Source organism: Janthinobacterium sp. FW305-128 (genome assembly GCF_020858135.1).
Classification (GTDB): domain Bacteria; phylum Pseudomonadota; class Gammaproteobacteria; order Burkholderiales; family Burkholderiaceae_D; genus Janthinobacterium.
Genome location: NZ_JACYMK010000004.1, coordinates 1 through 23,884, shown reverse-complemented (window position 1 = coordinate 23,884; position 23,884 = coordinate 1). Strand labels below are relative to the sequence as shown.

Annotated in this window: 18 protein-coding genes and 3 tRNA genes; 17 read left to right on the top strand and 4 right to left on the bottom strand. The window is 63.6% G+C overall.

What is annotated here, in order from left to right:
- The first annotated feature begins 111 nt into the window (after window positions 1–111).
- From IGS60_RS09940 to kefC, 9 genes are all read left to right on the top strand, one after another.
- Window positions 112–1,611, top strand: coding sequence for a S41 family peptidase (locus IGS60_RS09940; RefSeq protein ID WP_230504112.1), 1,500 nt, complete (start codon window positions 112–114; stop codon window positions 1,609–1,611).
- Between the two features lie 166 nt (window positions 1,612–1,777).
- On the top strand, window positions 1,778–4,501 hold the full coding sequence (locus tag IGS60_RS09935) for a TonB-dependent siderophore receptor (protein WP_230504110.1): 2,724 nt from the start codon (window positions 1,778–1,780) through the stop codon (window positions 4,499–4,501).
- Between the two features lie 194 nt (window positions 4,502–4,695).
- On the top strand, window positions 4,696–6,516 hold the full coding sequence (locus IGS60_RS09930) for a M14 family metallopeptidase (protein WP_230504108.1): 1,821 nt from the start codon (window positions 4,696–4,698) through the stop codon (window positions 6,514–6,516).
- Between the two features lie 61 nt (window positions 6,517–6,577).
- Window positions 6,578–7,723 carry an ankyrin repeat domain-containing protein gene (locus tag IGS60_RS09925; protein WP_230504106.1) on the top strand — a complete coding sequence of 382 codons (1,146 nt, stop codon included), beginning with the start codon at window positions 6,578–6,580 and terminating at the stop codon, window positions 7,721–7,723.
- A gap of 109 nt (window positions 7,724–7,832) precedes the next feature.
- A complete protein-coding gene (locus tag IGS60_RS09920) occupies window positions 7,833–8,984 on the top strand; it encodes a glycosyltransferase (protein ID WP_230504104.1) in 1,152 nt (383 codons plus the stop codon).
- A gap of 8 nt (window positions 8,985–8,992) precedes the next feature.
- Window positions 8,993–9,463 carry a hypothetical protein gene (locus IGS60_RS09915; protein ID WP_230504102.1) on the top strand — a complete coding sequence of 157 codons (471 nt, stop codon included), beginning with the start codon at window positions 8,993–8,995 and terminating at the stop codon, window positions 9,461–9,463.
- Window positions 9,460–10,044 (top strand): dual specificity protein phosphatase family protein, encoded by a 585-nt coding sequence (locus IGS60_RS09910; RefSeq protein WP_070220812.1) that lies wholly within the window; start codon window positions 9,460–9,462, stop codon window positions 10,042–10,044. The genes IGS60_RS09915 and IGS60_RS09910 overlap by 4 nt, the downstream gene beginning before the upstream one ends.
- Entirely contained in the window at window positions 10,041–10,625 is a 585-nt protein-coding gene (locus IGS60_RS09905; RefSeq protein WP_230504100.1) for an SRPBCC family protein, read from the top strand. Before IGS60_RS09910 ends, IGS60_RS09905 begins: the two co-directional genes overlap by 4 nt.
- A gap of 84 nt (window positions 10,626–10,709) precedes the next feature.
- Window positions 10,710–12,524, top strand: a complete 1,815-nt coding sequence (gene kefC, locus IGS60_RS09900) for a glutathione-regulated potassium-efflux system protein KefC (RefSeq protein ID WP_230504098.1) — start codon at window positions 10,710–10,712, stop codon at window positions 12,522–12,524.
- A gap of 104 nt (window positions 12,525–12,628) precedes the next feature.
- Here the strand turns inward: kefC and pepF are convergent, their stop codons facing one another.
- From pepF to IGS60_RS09880, 4 genes are all read right to left on the bottom strand, one after another.
- Entirely contained in the window at window positions 12,629–14,518 is a 1,890-nt protein-coding gene (gene pepF / locus IGS60_RS09895; RefSeq protein ID WP_230504096.1) for an oligoendopeptidase F, read from the bottom strand.
- 179 nt (window positions 14,519–14,697) lie between these two features.
- Window positions 14,698–15,669: a tRNA 2-thiocytidine(32) synthetase TtcA gene (gene ttcA / locus IGS60_RS09890; RefSeq protein ID WP_083287425.1), complete on the bottom strand. Its 972-nt coding sequence runs from the start codon at window positions 15,667–15,669 to the stop codon at window positions 14,698–14,700.
- Window positions 15,666–16,064 carry a dihydroneopterin aldolase gene (locus IGS60_RS09885; RefSeq protein WP_070220805.1) on the bottom strand — a complete coding sequence of 133 codons (399 nt, stop codon included), beginning with the start codon at window positions 16,062–16,064 and terminating at the stop codon, window positions 15,666–15,668. Before IGS60_RS09885 ends, ttcA begins: the two co-directional genes overlap by 4 nt.
- Window positions 16,065–16,116: 52 nt before the next feature.
- Complete coding sequence (locus tag IGS60_RS09880; protein ID WP_070220803.1) at window positions 16,117–16,905, bottom strand: SDR family oxidoreductase; 789 nt, start codon at window positions 16,903–16,905, stop codon at window positions 16,117–16,119.
- A gap of 74 nt (window positions 16,906–16,979) precedes the next feature.
- On the opposite strand from IGS60_RS09880, the gene IGS60_RS09875 reads away from it, so the two are divergent.
- The 8 genes from IGS60_RS09875 to IGS60_RS09840 form a co-directional block, all read left to right on the top strand.
- A complete protein-coding gene (locus tag IGS60_RS09875; protein ID WP_230504094.1) occupies window positions 16,980–18,131 on the top strand; it encodes a class I SAM-dependent methyltransferase in 1,152 nt (383 codons plus the stop codon).
- Window positions 18,132–18,280: 149 nt separating this feature from the next.
- Window positions 18,281–19,366 carry a J domain-containing protein gene (locus IGS60_RS09870; RefSeq protein ID WP_230504092.1) on the top strand — a complete coding sequence of 362 codons (1,086 nt, stop codon included), beginning with the start codon at window positions 18,281–18,283 and terminating at the stop codon, window positions 19,364–19,366.
- A gap of 63 nt (window positions 19,367–19,429) precedes the next feature.
- The gene (locus IGS60_RS09865) at window positions 19,430–21,025 is read left to right on the top strand and encodes a DUF3369 domain-containing protein (RefSeq protein ID WP_070220797.1); all 1,596 of its coding nucleotides are present in this window, start codon (window positions 19,430–19,432) and stop codon (window positions 21,023–21,025) included.
- A gap of 133 nt (window positions 21,026–21,158) precedes the next feature.
- The gene (locus IGS60_RS09860; protein ID WP_230504090.1) at window positions 21,159–22,805 is read left to right on the top strand and encodes a tetratricopeptide repeat-containing response regulator; all 1,647 of its coding nucleotides are present in this window, start codon (window positions 21,159–21,161) and stop codon (window positions 22,803–22,805) included.
- A gap of 232 nt (window positions 22,806–23,037) precedes the next feature.
- A tRNA-Tyr gene (locus IGS60_RS09855) sits at window positions 23,038–23,122 on the top strand.
- 63 nt (window positions 23,123–23,185) lie between these two features.
- Window positions 23,186–23,259 (top strand) — tRNA-Gly (locus IGS60_RS09850).
- Between the two features lie 43 nt (window positions 23,260–23,302).
- Window positions 23,303–23,377 (top strand) — tRNA-Thr (locus IGS60_RS09845).
- Window positions 23,378–23,465: 88 nt separating this feature from the next.
- Window positions 23,466–23,884 (top strand): GTP-binding protein (locus IGS60_RS09840; RefSeq protein WP_230504087.1); only part of this gene is annotated, 419 nt, incomplete at its 3' end.

The following is a 23,884-nucleotide window of genomic DNA, read 5'->3' as shown; positions in this document are numbered from 1 at the left end:
TCGCTGTAGCAATGGCGCCTGCGGGCGCCATTTTTTTTGTATCAAAGAAAGCAACGCTTGCTGGCGAAACGCATTATAATTTTTCGATAATTTCTTTATGGAAAGTTTCTCATGCATTCCCTGCGACTTGGCTCCCTCGCTGTTTCCCTCGTATGTGTGTTGAGTGCCTGCGGCGGGGGCGGAGGCGGCAGCAGCGACAGCGCGCCCGTCGTCCCGCCCGTGACACCGACAGGGCCGACGGCGCTGGTTGCCTCCTCCACGGTGGCGAACCGTTGCGAGGCGCCGCGCAGCGGCAGCAGCATCGACAAGCCGGGCAGCTTGCTCGATGAGCAGACGTGGGTGCGCAGCTGGATCGATGAAACGTATCTGTGGTACCGCGAAGTGCCGACCACCTACCTGCCGCAAAGCTTTTCCACGGCCAAGGCGTATTTCGATGTGCTCAAAACAACGGCCACGACGGCGTCCGGCAAGCCGAAGGACCAGTTCCATTTCACGTATACGACGGCCGAATGGGAAGCCTCGCTCAACGGCGTGGAGCTCGGTTACGGCATGTTGCTGGCGCTGACGCGCACCACGCCGCCGCGCAAGGCCGTGATCTCGATCGTCGAGCCAGGCTCGCCGGCCGACCTGGCGGGCTTGCGCCGCGGCGATGAGCTGCAAACCGTCGATGGCACCGATTTCGTCAATGCCCCCGACGCTGCCAGCGTGAAGATCATTAACGCCGGCCTGTTCCCTGCAGCGCAAGGCACGCACACGCTGGCGTTCAGCCGCAATGGCTCGCCCCTCTCGGCGAACCTGCAGGCGGTGGAAGTGAGCACGAGCGCCGTGCAAAACGAGCGCATCATCGACACGCCCACGGGCAAGGTGGGCTACCTGACCTTCAACACCCACAACAACGTGGCCGAACGCCAGCTGGTCGAGACCATGCGCCGCTTCCAGGCGGCCGGCATCAGCGACCTGGTGCTTGACGTGCGCTACAACGGCGGCGGCTATCTCGATGTCGCCAGCGAGCTCGCCTACATGATTGCCGGTCCGCAAGTCACCACCGGCAAGACCTTCGAGCAGGTGCTGGCCAATGACAAGACGCGGCCGGAAGCGCCCGTGCCATTCCACACGCAAAGCCAGGGCTTTGCCGGGCCGAATCCCTTGCCCAAGGGCACGCCTTTGCCTTCGCTGGGCCTCAAGCGCGTGACCTTGCTGACGACGGGCAATACCTGTTCGGCCAGCGAAGCCATCATCAACGGCTTGCGCGGCGTCGACGTGCAGGTCAACCTGATCGGCGGCACGACGTGCGGCAAGCCCTATGGTTTCTATCCCACGCCGAATTGTGGCACCACGTATTTCGCCGTGCAGTTCCAGGGTGTCAACGCCAAGGGCTTTGGAGACTTTGCCGATGGCATGGCGCCAACGTGCGACGTGACGGACGATTACCAGCACGCGCTGGGCGATCCTGCCGAAGCCATGCTGGCGGCGGCGTTGCGCTACCGCGGCAGCGGCAGCTGTACCCCGGCCACGGGCGCGATCAGACTGTTGAGTTCGACGGCGAGTCCGGCCGACACGGCGGCACGGCTGCTGCGCCCGCCCTACAAGGAAATTGCTATATTGAAATGATAAAACCCCCATGTTGCCCCCCTTCCTGGATGAGGGTGGGGCATCTTTCTTCTCATAAATATTTCTATATAACAATTATGATATATAGAAAGACGAATCCATTCGTTCTGTAATTGCTGGCATCTTGATATCTTTTGCCTTCTCCCTAACCTTGAGAAGCGCAAAGATGCCTATACAATTCAAGTTACCACCGCTCACCGTAGCCGTACTGGCCATCCTTGGCGGTTCCGCATGGCAGGCGCACGCGCAGACGCAAGCGCCCGCAGCGGATCAGCAGCCGGCGGCCACCCCGCCAGCCGTCGTGGTCACCGGTTCGCGGATTCCCCGCGCCAGCCTGGAGGGACCATCGTCCGTCACCATCCTGACGGGCGATGAAATCACCAAGCAAGGGTACAAGAACGTCTTCGATGCGCTGACCAATCAGGTACAGAACAGCGGCTTTACGCAAGGCGAGGACTTCGGCAACACGTTTACGCCGTCAGCCAATACCATCAGCTTGCGCGGCCTCGGTCCGAACCACACCCTGATCCTGCTCAATGGCCGCCGCCTGGCCGACTTCCCCGTCGCCTACGAAGGCACGGTCAACTTCACCAACCTGGCGAATATCCCGTCGAGCATTGTCGACCGCATCGAGATCCTCAACGGCGGCGCCTCGGCCATCTATGGTTCCGACGCGATCGCCGGCGTGGTCAACGTCATCCTGAAAAAGCAGACGGAAGGTTTCGATATCAACGTCAAGGCGGGCGGCACCACGCGCGGCGGCGCCGGCAACCAGCGCGTGCAGCTGACGGGCGGCGGCAATTTCGACAAGCTGCATACCTTGTTCAGTGTGGAGCTGAGCCAGCGCGATCCGCTGTCGAGCCTGCAGCGCGACTTCATGGCCACCCGCTCGGGCACGCCGACGAATATCGCGTCGCGTCGCGTGGTAAAGGCGGGGTCTTCCGGCACCTATGTGGACCTGGGCGACACCTGCACGCAGTTCGGCGACCTGTTCGGCGGCAGCACCGTCAAGTATCAGGCGAAGAACGGCAGCTATTGCGCCAGCCCGAAAGTGGGCCCCACTTACTGGACCACGCAAACCAAGAACCGCAGTCAGAACGTGTTCGGCAGCGCCAACTATGAGCTGTCGCCGGAAACGACCTTGTTCGCCGACTTCCTGATCGGCAAGAACTCGACCGAGAACAACACGCGCGGCCCTACGTGGACGTCGTCGTCGACGGGCAGCAGCTATTTCCGCAACCAGAATACCGATCGCTACGAAGCGTGGACGCGTTATATCTCGCCCGAGGAAATGGGCGGCGTGGAGCGCTACAACCGCAAGTGGGACGACCTGGCCACGGCCATCTCGCTGGGTGCCAAGGGCCGCGTGCCGGGCACCAGCAGCTGGCAATACGAAGCCAATTACAATGCCTCTGTGTACAAGAGCGAAAGCCACACGCCGCGCGCGCTGGCCAATATCGACAGCTTCTTCCTGGGTCCGAAACTGGGCACCGATGCCGCCGGCGTGCCGGTCTACGCGCCGGATCCGGCCCGCCTGTCGCGCCGGGTGACGGCGGCCGAATTCGACAGCATCACGGGCAATTCCGACAGCGACGACAAGGCCTGGACGAATACCCTGAGCCTGGCTACCAACGGCGACCTGTTCCAGCTTCCCGCTGGCGTGGCGAAGATCGCCACCATCGCCGAAGTGGGCAAGCAGGGCTTCAGCAACGTGCCCGACGCGCGCCTGAACGAAGGTTACTTCAACGTCGCCACCAAGTCCGACATCACGGCCGGCACGCGCACCCGCTATGCGCTGGGGGCGGAAGTGAACCTGCCGCTGCATGAAAAGCTGACCGGCACCCTGGCCGGCCGCTACGACCGCTACAGCTTTGCCGGCCGCCATGACGGCAAGTTCACCTATAACGGCGGCCTGGAACTGCGTCCCGCGCCGGAGCTGCTGTTCCGCGCCAACTACGCCACCAGCTTCCGCGCGCCGGACATGAACTACATCTACAAGGCGCGCGGCACCGGTTACTACTCGAGCACCACCGACTATTACCGCTGCGGCGTCGCCGGGCAGGCCATCGATGATTGCGACTACGCGAACAAATCGCCGGGCGCCGACTATGTGCAGAACGGCAGCAAGGATCTGCAGTCGGAGAAGGGCAAGTCGTTCGGCGTGGGCGCCGTCTGGTCGCCGACATCCAATTTCGACGTCTCGGTCGACTACTGGAATATCAAGATCGACGACCTGGTAACCAACCTGAGCTCCGACAAGATACTGCGCGATGAAGCCGATTGCCGCCTGGGCAAGACCGACATCAACTCGCCGACCTGCGTCGATACCCTGGGCCGCGTCGAGCGCTTTGCCGCCAATGCGCTGAACCGTGCCGGCGAGATCAAGACCATCACCGTCAATCCGATCAACGCGGCCAAGCAGAGCAGCAGCGGCATCGACATCAGCGTCAAGTATTTGCTGCGCACGACGGACTATGGCCGCTTTGCCTTCAAGGCCAACTACGCCAAGGTGCTGAGCAATAAATCGCAGCAATTCGTCGGCGACGAAGAGATCGACGAGCTCAAATCGCTGAACAATTCGGACTGGCGCGATAAGCTCAACCTGAGCGTGAACTGGAGCGCTGGCGACTGGTCGAACACCTTGCTGGTCAGCCGCTACAGCAAGATCCCGAACGCCGCCGGCAAGGCCTATCTGACGCCGACGGCGCTGGCCAATATCAGCACCGTGTACCGCATCAACGACCGCGCCACGTTGTCGCTGATCGTCAACAACGTATTCGACAAGATCAAGCGCGACGACAGCGGCGGCTGGCCGTACTATCCGGTGGGCAGCTACAGCCCGCAGGGACGCCAGGGATGGGTCGAATTCAATTACCACTTCGGTAGCTGAAACCCGGGGTCAGACCCCCGCGAACGTTGGCGCAAGTCTCTGAGTCAGCGGCATTGAGGGTCTGACCCCAGCCTTTGCGGTGTTGGAGGTAAATAGAAAAGCCGGGAGCGCATATTGCTATCCTGGCTTTTATTTTTTTCGCTTATTTAGCCATATAATCCCCCGCTTCCCATCTGCCCGCTGGAGCCTCCCCCATGCTACGCCTCGCCCTGCTGTCCGCCGCCATATTGTCCGTCTTTGCCTCTCCCGCCCAAGCCGGCGCGCCGTTGACCACGGTGGCCGAACGCTCGGGCTTTGTCAGCACCGGCCGCTATGCGGAAGTGGAAGCCCTGTGCCGCCAGTTCCAGGCGCGCTATCCGAAGCAGGTGCGCTGCGTGGAATTTGGCCGCACGCCGGAAAACCGCCCCATGCTGGCGCTGGCCGTCTCCAACACGGGCGCGCTGACGCCGGCCGAGGCGGCGCGCCGCAAGCTGCCCGTGCTGCTGGTGCAGGGCGGCATCCATGCGGGCGAAATCGATGGCAAGGATGCCGGTTTCCTGGCCTTGCGCGAAGTCTTGGAGGGCAAGGCGGCGCCCGGCGCGCTGGATAAACAAGTGCTGCTGTTCGTGCCCGTCTTCAATGTCGACGGCCATGAGCGCTTCGGTGCGTGGAACCGTCCGAACCAGCGCGGCCCCGTGGAAATGGGCTGGCGCAGCACGGCGCAAAACTACAATCTGAACCGCGAATACATGAAGGCCGATACGCCCGAGATGCAGCACATGCTGGCGCTGGTGAACGCCTGGGATCCGCTGGCCTATGTCGACTTGCACGTCACCGATGGCGCGCAGTTCGAACCCGATATCTCGATCCAGGTCGAACCCGTGCATGCGGGCGACGCGGCCCTGCGCGTGGCCGGCACGGCCTTGCGCGATCAGGTCCTGGCCGACCTGGCCAGGCAGGGCTCGGACCCGAAACCGTTCTATATTTCGTTTGCCGAGAACGACAATCCGCAATCGGGCTTTGTCGATTCGGCGCCGAATCCGCGCTTCTCGCATGGCTATTTCCAGCTGCGCAACCGCTTCGGCATGCTGGTGGAAACCCATTCGTGGAAGGACTATCCGACCCGCGTGCGCATCACGCGCAACACCATCGTTTCGCTGCTGTCGCAAGTGGCGCAGCATGGCGCGCAGTGGCGGCAAACGGCGCTCGAGGCGGACGCGCGCGCCGCGCAGCTGGCCGGCGCCACCTTGCCGCTCACGTATAAAACGACGGACAAGAGCCGCATGATCGCGTTTCGCGGCTACGCCTACACGCGCACGCCATCCGAGGTGTCGGGCGCGCTGATGACGCGCTACGATGAAACCACGCCGCAGATCTGGAACGTGCCCCTGCGCGACGAGATCGTGCCCGACCTGCAGCAGGCTGCGCCCAAGGCCGGCTACCTCGTGCCCGCCGCGCAGGCGCAGATGGTGGCGGCCAAGCTGCGCCAGCATGGCGTGTCGTACCAGGTGCTGGCCACCGCGCCCGGCACGCTGCCCGTCGAAACCTTCCGCGCCACGCAGGTGAAATTCGGCGCGCAGTCGTTCGAGGGGCGCCAGACGGCGGCCGTGCAGGGCGAGTGGCAGAAAGAGGAGCGTCCGGTCGGTGCAGGTGCGCTGTACGTGCCCGTCAACCAGGCCAAGGCGCGCCTGGTCGTGGCCCTGCTCGAGCCGCGCGCGCCCGACTCGCTGCTGGCCTGGGGCAGTTTCAATACGGCCTTCGAGCGCAAGGAATACATGGAAGAATACGTGGCCGAAGATGTGGCCCGTGCGCAGCTGGCGGCCGATCCGGCGCTGGCGGCGCAGTTCCACGAAAAGCTGGCCAGCGACCCCGCGTTTGCAAAAAGCCCGGCCGCGCGCCTGGAGTTCTTCGCCCGCCGCCATGCTTCCTGGGATGAGCGTCTGAACCTGTATCCGGTGCTGCGCACGGATGTCGCGCCGGCCGGCATGGCATCGCCGCCTGCGCGCACACCGAAGTTGTCAAATCGCGTAGATTAATCGAAAGAAAATGCTATTCTCCGCACGATGAGGGCGCCGCCACCACGAGCAGAGACGAAGAATGGGTCACAGCACACTGTACAACCAGCACCGGGAAGCGTTTTTTCGCGTCTGCGACGCCGTGGGCGAGAATCAGGTGGAGCAGGTGCGCAGCCTGCTCGAGGCCACGCCGCTGCTCTCGACCTTGCGCCGCTACAACATGGATGACGGCGAATCGTTGCTGCATCTGGCCGCGGCCAGCGGCAGCCGCGAGGTCTGCGCCCTGCTCGTGTCGCTGGGCATGGACATCGATTTGCCGTTGCCCGGTTACCGCAACCATACGCCGCTGAGCGAGGCGGCCGGCCATGGCCACGTCGACACCTGCCGCTGGCTGCTCGACCATGGCGCCGCCGTCGATGGCTTGCCGGACAATATCTTGTCGCCGCTGGACAGCGCCTGTGTGGACGGCCATCAGGACGTGGTTGCCCTGCTGCTGCAGCGGGGCGCCAATCCGAACCGCCTGCATACGCGCTGGAACCAGGCGCCGGTCGATATCGCCGCCGGCTGGGGCTTTCCCGCTATCGTCCAGATGCTCGCCACCGCCGGCGGCGTCAGCATACTCGACGTGCCGCAGCAAGCGGCCGCCTCGCCGCAGGATGTCATCCGCACCTTCATGCACCATAGCGCCGGCTGGGTATTGCCAGCGGTGTTCAGCCCGGACAGCGGCGACGCGCGCTTTTCGCTGGGGATCAGCTGCATCGGCGGCAAGCGCGAATTCAAGCTGTTGTTTACGGTTGGCCTGTTCCAGCAATCGCCGATGACCGAACTGGCCGTCTGCCTGCCGACGCGCTGGCCGCTGACCGTACACGGCTTCGCGGAGCACAGCCCATGGCGCTTTCCCGTGGCGCTGCTGGCACGCCTGGGACGGCGCACGCTCGACCAGGCCAGCCTGGCGGCGGGCGAGCTGCTGCGGCGCGACGATCCTTATCTGGCGGACCTGGCGTGGCCGGACGGCGTCGATGCGCTGCTGGCCATCGACAAGCGCTGGAACCCCGAGCCGGAGGAAGACGACGTTGCCGACGATGACAAGGTCACCATCTATCTGCTGGTGCCGGTGGCGTACACAAAGAAAGGCGCGCCCGGCGCCAGCACCTTGCCGGCCTTGATGGAGCGCAAGCTCAAAGGCAGCTGGAAAGTGTCGGCCTTGCCGTTTGCCATCCCACGCTAGCGCGCACGGCAGTAACGAGATGCGCACGATCAATCAGATTCAATTGGGGAAATGTTATTCTTTCGATCTTCCGCGCCAGCGGCCAGCTGTTCCATTCACCGGTTTCCCCATGACAGAAAAAAAACAGAAAAAAATTCTCTTGTTGAGCGTTTCGGCCGGCGCCGGCCACCTGCGCGCGGCGCAAGCCATCGAGGCATATGCCGGCCTGGAGCAGCACACCGTCGCCAGCCATCTCGACGTGATGGATTTCGTCACGCCCGCATTCCGCAAGCTGTATACGGATTTTTATATCAAGCTGGTCAACAAGGCGCCCGCGCTGTGGGGCTATCTGTACCATGCCACCCACGACGCGCCGCGCGACAGCTCGATGCAGCGATTGCGTCGCGCCGTCGAGCGCCTCAACACGCGCGCGCTGATGGCGCAGATCGCCGCCTTCCAGCCCGATGCGATCATCTGCACGCATTTCCTGCCGGCCGAACTGCTGTCGCGCGCGCTGCGCCAGCAGCAACTGGCCTGCCCGGTGTGGGTACAGGTCACCGATTTCGACTTGCACCGCATGTGGGTGCATGAGCAAATGCAGGGCTATTTTGCCGCCACCGACGAAGTGGCGTTCCGCATGCGCCACGAAGGCATCCCCGCCGAGCGCATCCACGTGACGGGCATCCCCATCATGCCCGCCTTTGCGCAGGCGCCCGGTCGTGCGCAGTGCGCGCAGGCGTTTGGCCTCGACCCGCGGCGCACGACGATTCTGCTGATGGGCGGCGGAGCGGGACTGGGCAGCCTTGAAACGGTCGCCGCGCGCCTGCTGGCCTTGCCGGGCGACTTCCAGCTGATCGTGCTGGCAGGGAAAAACGCGGCCGCACTGGCGGCGCTGCAGGCGCTGGCCGGCCAGTATCCGGGCCGTCTGCTGGCGCAAGGCTTTACCAGCGAAGTCGAGCGCCTGATGGCGTGCGCCGATCTGGTGATCACCAAGCCGGGCGGGTTGACCACGTCCGAATGCCTGGCCCTGGGCTTGCCCATGATCGTCAACTCGTCGATTCCCGGGCAGGAAGAGCGCAATGCCGACTATCTGCTGGAGCAGGGCGTGGCCCTGAAGGCATTCGATGCCGTCACCCTCGAATACCGCGTGCGCCTGTTGCTCGATCATCCGGAGCAGTTGCAAGCGATGCGCGCAAAAGCGCTGGCCCTGGGCCGTCCGCGCGCCGCCATCGACGTGCTGGCGCAGGTGCTGGCGCCGAGCGTGACGCCGGAGCCGGCGTGACGGGCGCCGTGGCAAAACCCTGGCAGATCGCCCTGACGCTGGCCTGGGTGGCCCTGCTGGGACTATTCTTCGCGCAGGTGGAAATCCAGATCGAAGGGGCGGCCGGCTGGGCCGCGAACCTGCCCACCTGGCGCATCGAAAGCCATTGGCTGCTCGATATCTTCTGGGGCGGGCGGCCGATGACGGGCTACCATGCCTGGGTGTTTCCCTTCATTGCCCTGTTCTTCCATTTCCCCATGCTCTTTCTGGCGCAATGGTCGCCGCGCCTCGAGTGCCGCGCCATCGGCTGCATCATGCTGTTCTGGATCATCGAGGATTATCTGTGGTTCGTGCTCAATCCCGCCTATGGCGTGGCGCACTTCAATCCGGCCCACATCGCCTGGCACAAGCACTGGCTGTGGTGGGCGCCGACCGACTACTGGGTATCGCTGCTGCTGGCTGGCGTGCTGCTGTGGTTTTCATACAAGAGGAAGTCATGACCTTATCGCCCTTGCCGCATCTTTTGCTGCTATTCCTGGCCCTGGCGGCCGGTTCCGCCGGCGCGCAAGCGCCCGGGGCGCCCGAGCGCAATGCCGAGTGGGCGACGCCGCTGCCGCACGTGTCGAACCTGCACCAGGTCACCCCCGTCCTGTACCGCAGCGCAAAGCTCGACAGCGCCGACGTGGCCCAGCTGCAGACGCTGGGCGTGAAGACGGTGATCAGCCTGCGCTCCTTCCACTCCGACACGCAGGTGCTCGATGGCAGCGGCATCCGCGCCGTCCGCATTCCCATCAATACCTGGGCCATCCGCGACAAGCATGTGATCGAGACCATGCGCAGCATCCGCGCCGCCGAACAGCAGGGACCCGTGCTGCTGCACTGCCTGCACGGCGCCGACCGCACGGGCCTGATGGCCGCCATGTACCGCATGCTGTACCAGGGCTGGCCGCGCGCGAAGGCGATCGACGAGTTGAAAAATGGCGGTTACGGCTATCACGCCGTGTGGAAAAATATCGAAAGCTACCTCAAGCGCGTCGACGTGGCGGCGCTGCGCGCACAGATCGAACAGGAAAAACCATGAAGACCCTGCTGTTCGCACTGGCCGCCTGTTCCGCCTGTTATCCGCTGGCCACCCTGGCGGCCACGCCTGCGCTCGATGTGCGCGATGTCAGCAAAGCCGGCATGCCCGGCAAGACCTTTGCCGCCACGACCAGCATGCCGGCCAGCGTGGCCACCGTCTGCGCGGCCATCCAGGATTTCGCCGGCTATCCGCAGTTCATGCCGAACGTGGACAAGATCAAGGTGACGGCCGCCGGCGGCGGCGCCTCGCTGGTCGACGTCACGCTCAAGCTGCCGATGGGAAAAATCAAGCAATACCGCCTGAGAATGACGCCCAAGGTGCTCGACGCCAGCTGCAGCCTGGCCTGGAAGCTGGTGCCGATGGAGGGACTGAAGGTGGAGGACACCATCGCCGACACCAGCGGCTACTGGCAGCTGTCGCCGGATCCGCTCGATGCGGGCGCTGCCGCCGTCAGGTACCAGGTGTACACGGATCCGGGCCCGGTGCCGATGGGCCTGGGCTGGATCGTCGACAGCATGAGCCGCGACAGCATCCCGAAAATGTTCGACGCGCTGCGGGCGCGGGTGGCCGCGCGCAAATAGCCGGCGTGGCGGAGCAGCCACTTCACGCGGGCGCGCCACTTCAGGCATGATGTCGTTTCATCCACACATCCGCCCGGAATCCGCATGGAACACCACAGCTTTCTCATCAACATACTGTTTTACCTGGTCGCCGCCATCATCATGGTGCCGCTGGCCAAGCGTCTGGGCATGGGCGCCGTGCTCGGTTATCTGGTGGCCGGCGTCGTCATCGGACCGTGGGGCCTGGGCCTGATCAAGAATGTCGAGGTGATTCTCAGCTTTTCCGAGTTCGGCGTGGTGCTGCTGCTGTTTTTGATCGGACTGGAGCTCGAGCCCAGGCGATTGTGGCTGCTGCGCCGGCCCATCTTCGGCTGGGGCGGGGCGCAGGTGGGCGTCGTCAGCGCGGGCTTGTGCGCCGTGGCCATGGCCTTCGGCGTGGACTGGCGCACGGCGCTGGTCGGTGCGCTGGGGCTGTCGCTGTCGTCGACGGCCATCGTGCTGGCCACCCTGGGCGAACGCAAGCTGATGAGTACGCCGGCCGGTTCCGCCGGCTTTTCCATCTTGCTGTTCCAGGATATCGCCGCCATTCCCATGATCGCGCTGGTGCCGCTCTTGGGCGGCCTGGTCACGCATAGCGGCGAACCGGGCTGGCTGCGCGTGGCCAAGCTGGCCGCCGTGCTGGCCGCCCTGGTGATCGGCGGGCGCTTCCTGGTGAACCCCATCCTGCGCTTCATCGCCAAAACGGACTTGCGCGAAATCTTCACGGCCTTTGCCCTGCTGCTGGTGATCGCCATCTGCGTGCTGATGGAATCGGTGGGCTTGTCGATGGCGCTGGGCACCTTCATGGCGGGCGTGCTGCTGGCCGATTCCGAATACCGGCATGAACTCATTTCCGACCTGGAACCGTTCAAGGGTTTGCTGCTGGGCCTGTTCTTCATCGCCGTGGGCATGTCCGTCGATTTCGGCGTGCTGCGCGCCCAGCCGCTGCTGATCCTGGCCCTGGTGGCGGGGCTGCTGGTAGTCAAGATCGGCTTGCTGTATGTGTTGTCGAAGTTTTTCGACATTCCCCGCGGCCAGCAGCTGTTTTTTGCGCTGCTGCTGTCGCAGGGGGGCGAATTCGCTTTCGTCGTGTTTGCCGCCGCCGAGGCCGCGCATGTGTTTGCGCCGCAGACGGCCGCGCTGCTGGTCGTGGTGGTGACCCTGTCGATGGTGGCCACGCCCTTGCTGCTGCTGGCGCACGACAAATTCGTCGCGCCGCGCCTGCAAAGCGAGAAGAAGCGCCGTCCCGACGACCATATCGAGGCGCAGGACAACCCCATCGTCATCGCCGGCTTCGGCCGCTTCGGCCAGATCATCGGCCGCCTGCTGGCGGCCAACAAGATCGGCGTGACGGTGCTCGACCACGACCCGGATCAGATCGAACTGCTGCGCAAGTTCGGCTTCAAGGTGTTTTATGGCGACGCCACGCGCGTGGACCTGCTGGTGGCGGCCGGCATCGAGAAGGCGAAGGCGCTGGTGATCGCCATCGACAATGTGGACGACAGCCTGGCCCTGGTCGACGCCGTGCGCCTGCGCCTGCCCGAGCTGACGATCCTGGCGCGCGCGCGCAACGTCACGCATTACTATGAATTGATGAAGCGGGGCGTGACCCTGATCGAGCGCGAGACGTTTGCCGCGGCCCTGTTGCTGGGCGAGCAGACCTTGCAGCAGGTGGGCTTCAGCGCCGAGCGGGCGCAGCGCGCGGCCGGCATCTTCGGCCGGCATAACCTGAAAACTTTGCTGGAAGTGGCGCCGCACTTCCAGGACCAGCAAAAAGTCATGTCCCTCACGCGCCAGGCGCGCGAGGAGCTGGAAGACATGTTCGAGAGCGATGCGGCCGCGTTTGCCTCGGAGCAAGCAGAAAATGGTAGGTCGGATTAGCGCGCAAGCGCGTAATCCGACAACATTGTTGGCGCTGAACGTGGTGGTGTCGGCTTACGCGCTTTGCGCTAAGCCGACCTACGCCTCCTACGCCTCGTCCCGGCTTACTTCCCCCGCTTCGCTTCAATCGCCTCGATCTGGTCCATGATGCCGTTCATGCGCGCCGCCAGCGCCTGGTACGGTTTCGGCGAGGCCAGGTCGACGCCGGCCGCCTTCACCAGATCGTAGGGGTAGGCCGAGCCGCCCGCACTGAGCATCTTCAGGTAGGCGGCCAGCGCGCCCGGTTCCTTGTCGAGGATGCGCTGTGCGAAATCCTGCGCCGCCGCGATCGAGGTGGCGTACTGGAACACATAGAAGCCGTGATAGAAATGCGGCACATACGCCCATTCCAGCGCGTAGGCGGGGTCGATGGTCATGACGCCCTGCGCTTCGCCGTGGTAGCGCTTGAGGATATCGGCATAGATGGCCGTGATTTCTTCGCCCGTCAGCGACGCTCCCTTGTCCACCTTGCCGTGGATGGCCGCCTCGAATTCGGCGAACATGGATTGGCGGAAGAAGGTGCCGCGCAGGTTTTCCAGCGCCGCGCCCAGGTACAGCAGGCGCTCGTCGTCATCCTTGGCCTGCTTCAGGCGCGCGTCGAGCAGCAGCGCCTCGTTCGTGGTCGAGGCGATTTCCGCGACAAAGATGCTGTACGGCGCATAGATCGACGGCTGCGCCTTGTTGGCCAGCACCGAGTGCATGGCGTGGCCCCATTCGTGCGTCAGGGTGCTGACGGCTTCATAATTGTCCGTGTAATTGAGCAGCACGAACGGATGCACGTCATACGCGTCGCCATTCATGTAGGCGCCCGCCACCTTGCGCGGACGCGGATACACATCCATCCAGCGCGCGTCCACGGCGGCAGTGAGCGCCTTGACGTAGTCGGGGCCCAGCGGCGCGGCGGAAGCGAGCATCATCTGCTTGCCTTCGGGCAGCGGGAAGGTGCGCTCGCTTTTCAGCAGCGGCGCATACACGTCGTAGTACGCCAGGTCCTTGATGCCCAGCATGCGCGCGCGCAGCTTGAAGTAGCGGTGCAGGGTGGGCAGGTTGGCGTTGGTTTGCGCGATCAGGGTCTGGTAGACGGCCGGCGGCAAGTTGTCGGCATCGAGCGCGGCGCTTTGCGAATCGGCGTAACGGCGCACCTTGGCATACGCGGCATCCGTTTTCAGCTGGCCGTACAGGGTTTCGCCGAACGTGCGTTCGTACTCTTTCCACTTGCCGAAGAAGGCGTCGAACACCCGCTTGCGGTCGGCGCGGTTGTCATCGCCCCGGTATTTCGTGTACGCCGCCTGGTCGAGGCGCACTTGCTTGCCGTCCGACAGTGTGACGGTCGGCCACGGGATTTCCGCGTTGGCCAGGGTGCGGTAGACGCTGGCGGCCGAGCTTGTTGCCAGGCCGAACTGCGCCACCAGCTGTTCGCCGGCCGCGTCGAGCGTGTGCGGCGCGCTGCGCAGCATGTTACTCAATTGAAAGCGGTACAGCTGCAAGCCCTTGTCTTTCGCCAGCATGGCATCGATGCGCTTGCTGCCCAGGGCGAGGATTTCCGGCTGTAAAAAGGTCGCCGCCTGGGTGAACTCGTTGCCCAGCAGGGCGGCGCGCTGGTTCAGCTGGTTGCCCTTGCTGTCGCCCGTATCCTGGTCGTAATACTGCGCCGCATAGGTATACAGCGTGTTGACGCGCTTGCGCGCATCGGCGTACAGGTCCAGGCAGCTTTTCAGGCGGGCCGGCGAGCCTCCCAGCTGCCCCTTGCAGCCGCCCAGTTGCTGCAGCTGGGCCGACAGTTTTTTCGCGTCGGCGTCGAATGCGGCGTCGTTTTGATACAGCGCCGTCAAATCCCAGCGGTCGGCCTGTTTGTCGGTCTGAGCGGGGGCTGGCGCAGGAGCGGCAGAGGCGGTGGCGAGGCTGAGGGCCAGCAGGGAGAACAGCAGGGGGCGCTTGAGTGCGGATGGCGTCATGGTTCATTCCAGTGAGGTTGTCGGAAGAATGCGTGCTGACCGCCGGGCAGGGACGTGCGCGTGACACACCGCGTACCGGCAGAGTTACCTACGGTACAGCAAATGAGGGGAGGGGGAAAGAGGCGGGGCGCCGCCACCTGGGCGGTGGCGGCGAAACAACACGGGCTGAGAACAGCCGATTACAGCGCTTGCAGCGGAATCGTGCCGAACGTGGTCGGCGTCGAGCACGGCTCTTCGTCGAAGGCGATGTCGCCCATGGGGTTGGCCACGCCGTCCGCCTTCAAGTCCTTGAAGCCGAACAGCTTCGGATCCATCAGGTGCGATGGCGCCACGTTCGACAGGGCCGAGAAGATGCTTTCCACGCGGCCCGGGAATTTCTTGTCCCATTCGCGCATCAAGCCCTTGATCTGCTTGCGCTGCAGGTTTTCCTGCGAACCGCACAAATCGCATGGAATGATGGGGAAGCCCTTGACTTCCGCATAGCGCTGCGTGTCTTCTTCCTTCACATACGCCATCGGGCGGATGACGATGTGCTTGCCGTCGTCCGATTGCAGCTTGGCCGGCATGCCTTTCAGTTTGCCGCCGAAGAACATATTCAGGAAGAACGTTTCCAAAATATCATCGCGGTGGTGGCCCAGGGCGATCTTGTTGGCGCCCAGCTCGTCGGCCACGCGGTACAGGATGCCGCGGCGCAGGCGCGAGCACAGCGAGCAAGTCGTCTTGCCTTCCGGGATCAGGCGTTTGACGATGCTGTAGGTATCCTGGTTTTCGATATGGAAGGCCACGCCCAGTTCCGTCAGGTAGGCGGGCAGGATTTCCGGCGGGAAGTTCGGCTGCTTCTGATCCAGGTTGACGGCGACGATATCGAAGTGAATCGGCGCACGCTCGCGCAAGGTCATCAGGATGTCCAGCAGGGCATAGCTATCCTTGCCGCCCGACAGGCACACCATTACCTTGTCGCCGTCTTCGATCATGTTGAAGTCGCCGATGGCCTGGCCGACCAGGCGGCACAGGCGCTTGTGCAGCTTGTTGTTTTCCAGGGCGATCTTTTCCGCCTTCTTGCGCGCCAGTTTCTGCGCTTCCACATTGGCCGGGAATTCCACGGCCGTCGTCGTCGTTTCCAGCACGGCGGTGTTGCTCATGTTGTTCATGCTTCATCCTTGATCTTGAATACTTCCACGCCCACGCCTTCGCAGTCGGGATACACGTCCGGTTTCATGCTCGACACGCGCGCGGCGCGCACGCGCGGGTGGGCCAGCATGGCGGCGAGCACGTCGTCGACCAGGCTTTCCTGCAGCTGCACGTGGCCTTGCGCCATGCGCCTGGCGATGGTTTCGCGCATGAAGTCGTAATCGACCACCTCTTCCAGCTGGTCATCCTTGGGCGTCGACAGGGCCAGGGGAATGTACAGGTCGACGTTGATGAGGACGCGCTGCTCGCCCTTTTTTTCGAAGTCGTAGACGCCGATGTTGATGAGGACTTCGTAATTGCGCAGGAACAGCCGGCGGCAATCAAGCAGGCGAGGGTGGGACAGGGCGGACGACATAGTTTTACCTTTTCGGGAATGCTGAATGCGGGTTGTTTGGCAGGGCTGCTGATTATTTGGTCAAAAACATGACGTCGCGCGGCAAGCCGATCAAATGCTGGCCGCCATCGACCAGCAGGGTCGTGCCCGTCAGCGCGCGCGCGCCGGCCACGTAACAGACGCTGTCGGCCACATCTTCGGGCGTGCTGGAGCGTCCTAGCGGCGTGTTTTCATGCGCCTTGGCAAAGTTCGCTGCCGTCTGCTCGCCGGAGACCATGGTGATGCCGGGGGCAATACCCACCACGCGCACTTTCGGCGCCAGCGCCTGGGCCAGCATGGTGGTCGCCGACAGCAGCGCCGCCTTGGACAGGGTGTACGACAAAAAATCAGGATTGAGATTGTACAGTTTTTGGTCCAGCAAGTTGATGACCACGGCTTGCCCGCCTGCCGGGGTGGCATGGTACAGCGCTTGCGCCAGCAGGATGGGGGCGGCCAGGTTGGCGTGCATGTGGGCGTCCAGGGCGGCGAAGGAAAAATCGCCCGCATTGTCGTATTCAAACAACGATGCGTTGTTGACTACGCAAGTGACGGGTCCCAGCGCCGCCTGTGCCTGCGGCAGCAGCTGGCGCACGGCGTCTTCCTGCGCCAGGTCGCAAGGGAATGCTTGCGCGCGGCGGCCCAGCGCCGTGATGTCCGCCACCAGGCTGAGCGCTTCATCGCGCGAGTCGCGGTAGTGGACGGCGATATCCCAGCCGTCGCGCGCCAGGCCCAGCGCGATGGCGCGGCCGATGCGGCGCGCCGCGCCCGTGACAAGGGCGACGCGGGGAATGCTGTCGAAGGGCGTTGTCGTTGCTTCAGTCATGTCTTTGCTATGGTTGAGATATTCGGTGGACGCCACACTGGCGGCATGCGCCGCCGATTCGCTACAATGCGGGAATGTCTCTTCCCGCACCCGATAGCGACGCGCTGGCCGCGTCCCATGCCTTGCAGCACCAGATTGCCGCCGAAATCGCGCGCAATGACGGCGCCATTCCTTTTGTCCGCTTCATGGAGCTGGCGCTGTACGCGCCTGACCTCGGCTATTACAGCGGCGGCGCCGCCAAGCTGGGCAAAGATGGCGATTTTACAACCGCGCCGGAGATTTCGCCCCTGTTCGGCGCCACGCTGGCCCATGTGGCAGCCGCTATTATGGCGCAAACGGCCCCGCGCATCCTCGAATTCGGCGCCGGCACGGGCAAGCTGGCTTTCGATATCCTGACGGAAGCGGCGAATGCCGGCATCGCTATCGAACAGTATGCGATCGTCGAATTGTCCGGCGAATTGCGCGCGCGCCAGGAGCTGGCGCTGGCCGGCTTCCCGCAGGTGGTGTGGCTCGACGGCTTTCCCGACAGTTTTGAAGGCGCCGTGTTCGGCAATGAAGTGCTCGACGCCATGCCCGTCAACCTGATCAGCAAGACACCCGCCGGCTGGTGCGAACTCGACGTCAGCATTGCCGACGGCCAGTTCGTGTTTGTCGAACGCCCTGCCGGCGCCGACGTGGCCGCGCAGATCGCCGCCCAGGTGCCGGACGCCGATGACTTGCCGGTCGGCTATGTCACAGAAATTCATGGCGTGGCCTGCGGCTTCATGCGCTCGCTGGCGCGCATGCTGACCAATGGCAAGGGCGGCGCGGCCGTGCTGTTCGATTACGGTTTTCCTGCGCACGAGTATTATCTGGACTTGCGCGCCACGGGCACCCTGATGTGCCATTACCGCCACCATGCCCACGCGGAACCGTTTTATCTGCCCGGTTTGCAGGACATCACGGCTCACGTGGATTTTACGGCCATGGCGGTGGCGGCGCAGGATGCGGGCCTCGATGTGCTCGCATACATGAACCAGGCGTCCTTCCTGCTGGGCTCCGGTATCGGCGACTTGCTGCTGCGCACCGACCCCGAGCAGGTCAAGACCTACCTGCCGCAGGCCAGCGCCGTGCAAAAGCTGGTGTCGCCGGCCGAGATGGGCGAATTGTTCAAGGTGCTGGCGGTGGGGCACCAGGTGGCGTTGCCGGAAGCGCTGTTGTCCAGTGACCGCAGTCACCGCCTGTAAGCGCGGTCAATATCAAGGCAGGGCCGTACCGCCCTGTAATTTCCGGTCCGCCGGTGGTTATTATCTTGTCATATCGTATATGATGACCGACACAGCACGGTTCCATCCTGCAAGAACCCGTCGCCGCGCACCGATTTCAAGATAGAACGATGGGAAAGATACATACACACTATGACAACCTGAAAGTGGCGCGCCTGGCGCCGCAGGAAGTCATACGTGCCGCGTATAAAGCCCTCAGCCAGAAATACCACCCCGACAAGAATCCCGGCGACGAAAAGGCCGCCCGCATCATGGCCATCCTCAACAGCGCCTATGGCACCTTGTCCGATCCGCAACGCCGCAAGGAACACGACGAATGGATCGCCGCCGAGGAGTGGGAAATCGAATGGCTGGAAAGCACCCACCACGAAGAAGGCAAGAGCCGCGATGGCCGCGCGAAAGGCCATGCCCAATCGCATGAGCACACCTGGGCGCAGGATGTGCCGCCGCCGAAGGGCAAGCCGCGGAGTGGGGCGCTGCCCATCTGGCGCAACTGGCGCTGGTGGCTGAGTTTGCTTGTCTGCCTGCTGCTGGGCTGGCTGGGCGCCTTGCTGATGCTCGATACCTCGCCGCCCGTGCCTGCCGCGCTGGCGTCGGCCTGGAGCGGGCTGGCCCGCGATGGCGCCAGGGTGCACCCGGACACGGCAACGGCGGAGAGCGCAGCTACGCCGCCGGCAAAAAACGAGGCGGTGGCTATCGATAGCTGGGCCGTGGGCAAGCCGTATGCGGCCGAGCCCGCGCAAGCGAAGGCGCCCGAGATCCGCGTGCTGGCCGTGGCGCAGCTGAGTCTGAAAGCCAGCCGGCCCGCCTGCGATGGCGCCAGCCAGGCCGAGTCGGCGGGGCTGGTGGCGCCGAATGGCGAGCCTTGGCCGGCGCGGTCCGGCTATGTCGATGGCTTCCCGATCGGCAACAAGGGCGATGAACTGAGTTTAACCATCGATAACAGCAGCAATACGGCGCCCGTCTTCGTCAAGCTGTATGACCAGGAGCGGCGCTCGAATGTGCGCTACCTGTATATCCTGGCCAATGACAAGCTGACCGTGGAGCAGCTCAGCGCGGGCAAATACGAAGTGCGCTACCAGGCCGTCGGGCCAGGCCAGGACAATTGCGGCGGTACTACGCGCAGCGGCGCCTCGATACCGGCGCCTGCCGCGGGAGAGGGTGGTACGCAGAATCCTGTTGTAAGCAGCATCTAATCTGATTATGCTTGATATGCGTCAACGCAGCGTCCACATCGAACTTATCCCTTAGGAGTATTCATGACCGACCTCAAAGCCGATGCAGATGATAACTGGCTGCTCGACGAAGATGAGCCGGTGGCCAGTCCAGCCGGGTTGGCCGCGCCCGACCAGCGCCTGTGGCGTGTGCTGATCGTCGATGACGACGTCGATGTGCATGCGGTCACGCGGCTGGCGCTGCGCAATGTCAGCTTCAAGGGCCGCGAACTGGAACTGTTTTCCGCCTACAGCGGCCGCGAGGGGTACGAGATCCTGCGCGACACGCCCGATATCGCGCTGGTGCTGCTCGACGTGGTGATGGAAACGGATGACGCCGGCCTGATCCTCGCCAAGCGCATCCGCGCCGACCTGAACAACTCCATCGTGCGCGTCGTGCTGCGCACGGGGCAGCCGGGCCAGGCGCCCGAGCAACGCGTCATCATCGAATACGATATCAACGATTACAAGGCCAAGACGGAGCTGACGACGCAAAAGCTGTTTACGACCGTTATCTCGGCCTTGCGCGCCTACGAGAGCCTGATGATGCTCGAGCGCAGTCGCATCGGCCTGGGCAAGATCCTCGCCGGCGCCACCAATCTGTACCAGATCCATTCCTTGCGCGAATTCGCTTCCGGCGTGCTCAACCAGGTTAGCGCCATCCTCGACGTGGGCGCCGACGGCGTGCTGTGCCTGATGCAGGGCGGCGCGGGGCGGCCCGAGGTGGTCGCCGCCACGGGCACCTATGCCGTGCTGGCCGAGGCGGAAGCCATGCCGGCCGACCACGCGCTCACGCCCACCATCGACAAGGCGTTCGCGGAAAAACGCAGCCAGTTCGAGCATCCGGCCAATGTGCTGTTCATCCACACGGAAGGCAACCGCGAGCTGGCCATTTCCGTCACGCCGCCGTGGCCGCTGGCGCAGATCCAGCGCGATCTGCTGGAAGTGTTTTGCCAGCGTATCGCGGCCGCCTTCGACAACCTGTACATGTTCGGCCAGCTGCGCAAGGCGCAGGAAGCGACCGTCGTGGCGCTGGCCGACCTGGCCGAGTTCCGCGACAGCGACACGGGCGGCCACGTGCGGCGCGTGCAGCAGCTGTCCGACGCCATCGCCCTGCGCATCCAGCAGCGCGGGGTGTATGCCGACGAGCTCACGCCGCAGCTGCTCGACATGATCGGCCTGGCCAGCATCCTGCACGACGTGGGCAAGGTGGCCACGCCGGACGCCGTGCTGCTCAAGCCGGGCCGGCATACGGACGAGGAGCGGGTGCAGATGCAGCTGCACGCCAGCGTCGGGCGCACCATCCTCGAGCGTGCCGCCAACATGGTCGACGGCGTCAGCTACCTCACGTATGGCGCGCAGATTGCGGGCGGCCACCATGAACATTTCGACGGCGCCGGCTATCCGAACGGCCTGAAGGGACGCGACATTCCCTTGGCCGCGCGCATCGTTGCCGTGGTCGACGTCTTCGATGCCTTGCTGCATGAGCGGCCGTACAAGGAGCCGTGGCCGTATCCGCAGGTGCGCGAATACATCGAACAGCGCAGCGGCAGCCAGTTCGATCCGGAAGTGGTGGCGGCGCTGCTGGATCTGATCGACAACGAGCCGCAACTGTGGCATCCGGAGCGCGCCACCGCTTGAGCAGCAACTTCGTTGGCGTTTTTCGGCACGGCCCCATTCCCTTGCGCGCGGCGCCGTCATATACTCGGCAGCCTCATGCTGGCCGGCGCCACGCACCGGTGTGGCGCGCCGCGGAGTTTTCGGACATCACGACATGAAAGAACTCAAGGGCCTTAGCGCACTGATCATCGAGCCGCATCCGGGCATGCGCGCCAGCCTGCACAATATGCTCAACCTGTGCGGTCTGGCGAAGATCGACGACGCGGCCAGCTCGGGCCAGGCGATCCGCATGCTGGGCAGCAAATCGTATGATCTGATCCTGTGCGAATACGACCTCGGCGGCGGGCAGGATGGCCAGCAGATGCTGGAAGACTTGCGCCACCATAAATTGATGCACGCGTCGACCATGTTCTTCATGGTCACGGGCGAAGGCAGCTTCGCCAAGGTGGTCAGCGCCGTCGAGCTGTTGCCCACCGATTACATCCTCAAGCCATTTACCGCTGACAACATGCTCGAGCGCATAGCCCGCGCGCTCGACAAGCGCAATGCCTTCGTGCCCGTGTACGAACTGATCGACGTGGGCAATGAGCGCGCGGCGATCGCCGCCTGCACCGAGGGCGCCAGCCTGTACCCCCGTTACGCCACGGATTTCCTGCGCCTGCGCGCGGAGCTGCATTTGCTGCTGGGCGAGGCGGCCGATGCCGAACCGATCTACACAGCCTTATACGAAAGCAAGTCCATCGGCTGGGCGCGCCTGGGGCAGGCCAAGACGCAGTTCCTGCTGGGCGAGTACGAAGCGGCGCAGGGCACCCTGGAAGGGCTGCTGGAAAACAACAAGCGTTTTCTCGACGCCTATGACTGGCTGGCGCGCACACATATGGCGCAAGGCAAGCCGGAACTGGCGCAGGCGGCCTTGAGCGAAGCGGTGGCCCTGTCGCCGCATGCCGTGCGCCGCTTGCGCCGCCTGGGCGAGGCGGCCCTGGCGGCCGACGATATCGACATGGCGGAAAAATCCCTGAAACTGGTGGTCAGCAAGGCCAAATATTCGGAATTCCGCGATCCGGAAGACCATGTGCGCCTGGTGCAGACCCTGGTGCGCAAGGGAGATCCCTTGCAGGCGGGCGCCGTGATCCGCGACCTCGACAAATCGATGGGCGGGCAAAAGAATGCGGAACTGTGCAGCGCCCTGTGCAGCGCCATGCTGCATGCGCATACGGGCAACGAGGAGCGCCTGCAGCAATCGCTCGACGCGGCCCTGGCCGCCAACCGTCACAGCGTGGGCAGCTCGAATACGCTGAAAACGGAGCTGGCGCGCCACTGCCTGGCGCACGGGCGCGAGGATGGCGCGGCCGAGGTGATGCGCGAAGTCATGCGCAATGCGCCCGACAGCGCGGCCATGACGCGCGCCATGGCCGTGTTCGAACAGGCGGGGCGCGAGGAACTGGCCAAGGCATTGGCGCGGCAAAGCCGCCAGGAAGTGGCCGACATGGTGGCTGCCGGGGCAGCCCGTGCGGGCGAGGGCGATTTCCGCGGCGCCGTCGATCTGATGGGCGAGGCCGTCACGCGCCTGCCCGACAATCCGCAGGTGGTCTTCAATGCGGCCGTGGCCGTGCTGAAATGCCTGGAGCACGAGGGCTGGGATGAGCGCATGGGGCAGCAGGCGCTGACTTTTATCGCCGGCGTGCGCCGCCTGGACCCGCGCAATCCCAAATTGCCCGTGCTGTCGGGCCTGCATCAGCAGTTGTTGCGTAAATACAAGCCCTTGGGCAATGCCTGGATGCATCCGCCTGACGCAAGGTAAGCGGGGAAATGCGGGGCAAATGACGAAAAAATGCGGCTTGCCGGCAGGGGCGATAAAAAAAATACGAAAAAAGCTGACTTTTTCGCGCCAACCCTTGCACATTCTCAAATCGGGAGCTTATAATCACGCCCCGAAGCAGCCAACTTCTTCTTTATACGCAAATGCAGCAGTCAGGCATCAGTAAATAAGGTTGACAGTTGTGAGTAGATGCTTCATACTCTGCGGTTCCCGCGGAGGGGTGGCCGAGTGGTTAAAGGCGACAGACTGTAAATCTGTTCTCTATGAGTACGCTGGTTCGAATCCAGCCCCCTCCACCAAGTTTTTGCAAGGAAAACTGGGTAGTAGCAAAAAGCAAGTGAAGATAAAGTGAACGATACCTCGCGGGTGTAGCTCAATGGTAGAGCAGAAGCCTTCCAAGCTTACGACGAGGGTTCGATTCCCTTCACCCGCTCCAGTTTCCGTTCAGATGCTTGATGCATCGCATGCAACAAATTACAGCCCTTGTAGCTCAGTGGTAGAGCACTCCCTTGGTAAGGGAGAGGCCACGTGTTCGATCCACGTCAAGGGCACCAGAATTCGCAGCAGGCAGCACAGAAGCAATTCAAACCAGACCGTCGGGCGTGTGCCTGAGCAATCTAATCAAATCATTAGGAGTTCAAAATGGCAAAAGGTAAATTCGAACGGACCAAGCCGCACGTCAACGTCGGCACCATCGGCCACGTCGACCACGGTAAAACCACGCTGACCGCTGCAATCGCAACGGTTCTGTCGAAGAAATTCGGCGGCGAAGCTAAAGCATACGACCAGATCGATGCAGCACCAGAAGAAAAAGCGCGCGGTATCACGATTAACACCGCCCACGTCGAGTACGAAACGGAAACGCGTCACTACGCGCACGTTGACTGCCCAGGCCACGCCGATTACATCAAAAACATGATTACCGGTGCAGCCCAGATGGACGGCGCGATCCTGGTGTGCTCCGCAGCTGACGGCCCAATGCCGCAGACCCGCGAACACATCCTGCTGGCCCGCCAAGTTGGCGTTCCATACATCATCGTGTTCCTGAACAAGTGCGACCT

Coding starts and splice junctions, on each gene's coding strand:
- IGS60_RS09860 (WP_230504090.1), top strand. CDS start 21,159: ATGAAAGAACTCAAGGGCCTTAGCGCACTGATCATCGAGCCGCATCCG.
- pepF (WP_230504096.1), bottom strand. CDS start 14,518: ATGACGCCATCCGCACTCAAGCGCCCCCTGCTGTTCTCCCTGCTGGCC.
- IGS60_RS09935 (WP_230504110.1), top strand. CDS start 1,778: ATGCCTATACAATTCAAGTTACCACCGCTCACCGTAGCCGTACTGGCC.
- IGS60_RS09920 (WP_230504104.1), top strand. CDS start 7,833: ATGACAGAAAAAAAACAGAAAAAAATTCTCTTGTTGAGCGTTTCGGCC.
- IGS60_RS09885 (WP_070220805.1), bottom strand. CDS start 16,064: ATGTCGTCCGCCCTGTCCCACCCTCGCCTGCTTGATTGCCGCCGGCTG.
- IGS60_RS09865 (WP_070220797.1), top strand. CDS start 19,430: ATGACCGACCTCAAAGCCGATGCAGATGATAACTGGCTGCTCGACGAA.
- ttcA (WP_083287425.1), bottom strand. CDS start 15,669: ATGAACAACATGAGCAACACCGCCGTGCTGGAAACGACGACGACGGCC.
- IGS60_RS09905 (WP_230504100.1), top strand. CDS start 10,041: ATGAAGACCCTGCTGTTCGCACTGGCCGCCTGTTCCGCCTGTTATCCG.
- IGS60_RS09925 (WP_230504106.1), top strand. CDS start 6,578: ATGGGTCACAGCACACTGTACAACCAGCACCGGGAAGCGTTTTTTCGC.
- IGS60_RS09910 (WP_070220812.1), top strand. CDS start 9,460: ATGACCTTATCGCCCTTGCCGCATCTTTTGCTGCTATTCCTGGCCCTG.
- IGS60_RS09880 (WP_070220803.1), bottom strand. CDS start 16,905: ATGACTGAAGCAACGACAACGCCCTTCGACAGCATTCCCCGCGTCGCC.
- kefC (WP_230504098.1), top strand. CDS start 10,710: ATGGAACACCACAGCTTTCTCATCAACATACTGTTTTACCTGGTCGCC.
- IGS60_RS09930 (WP_230504108.1), top strand. CDS start 4,696: ATGCTACGCCTCGCCCTGCTGTCCGCCGCCATATTGTCCGTCTTTGCC.
- IGS60_RS09870 (WP_230504092.1), top strand. CDS start 18,281: ATGGGAAAGATACATACACACTATGACAACCTGAAAGTGGCGCGCCTG.
- IGS60_RS09875 (WP_230504094.1), top strand. CDS start 16,980: ATGTCTCTTCCCGCACCCGATAGCGACGCGCTGGCCGCGTCCCATGCC.
- IGS60_RS09940 (WP_230504112.1), top strand. CDS start 112: ATGCATTCCCTGCGACTTGGCTCCCTCGCTGTTTCCCTCGTATGTGTG.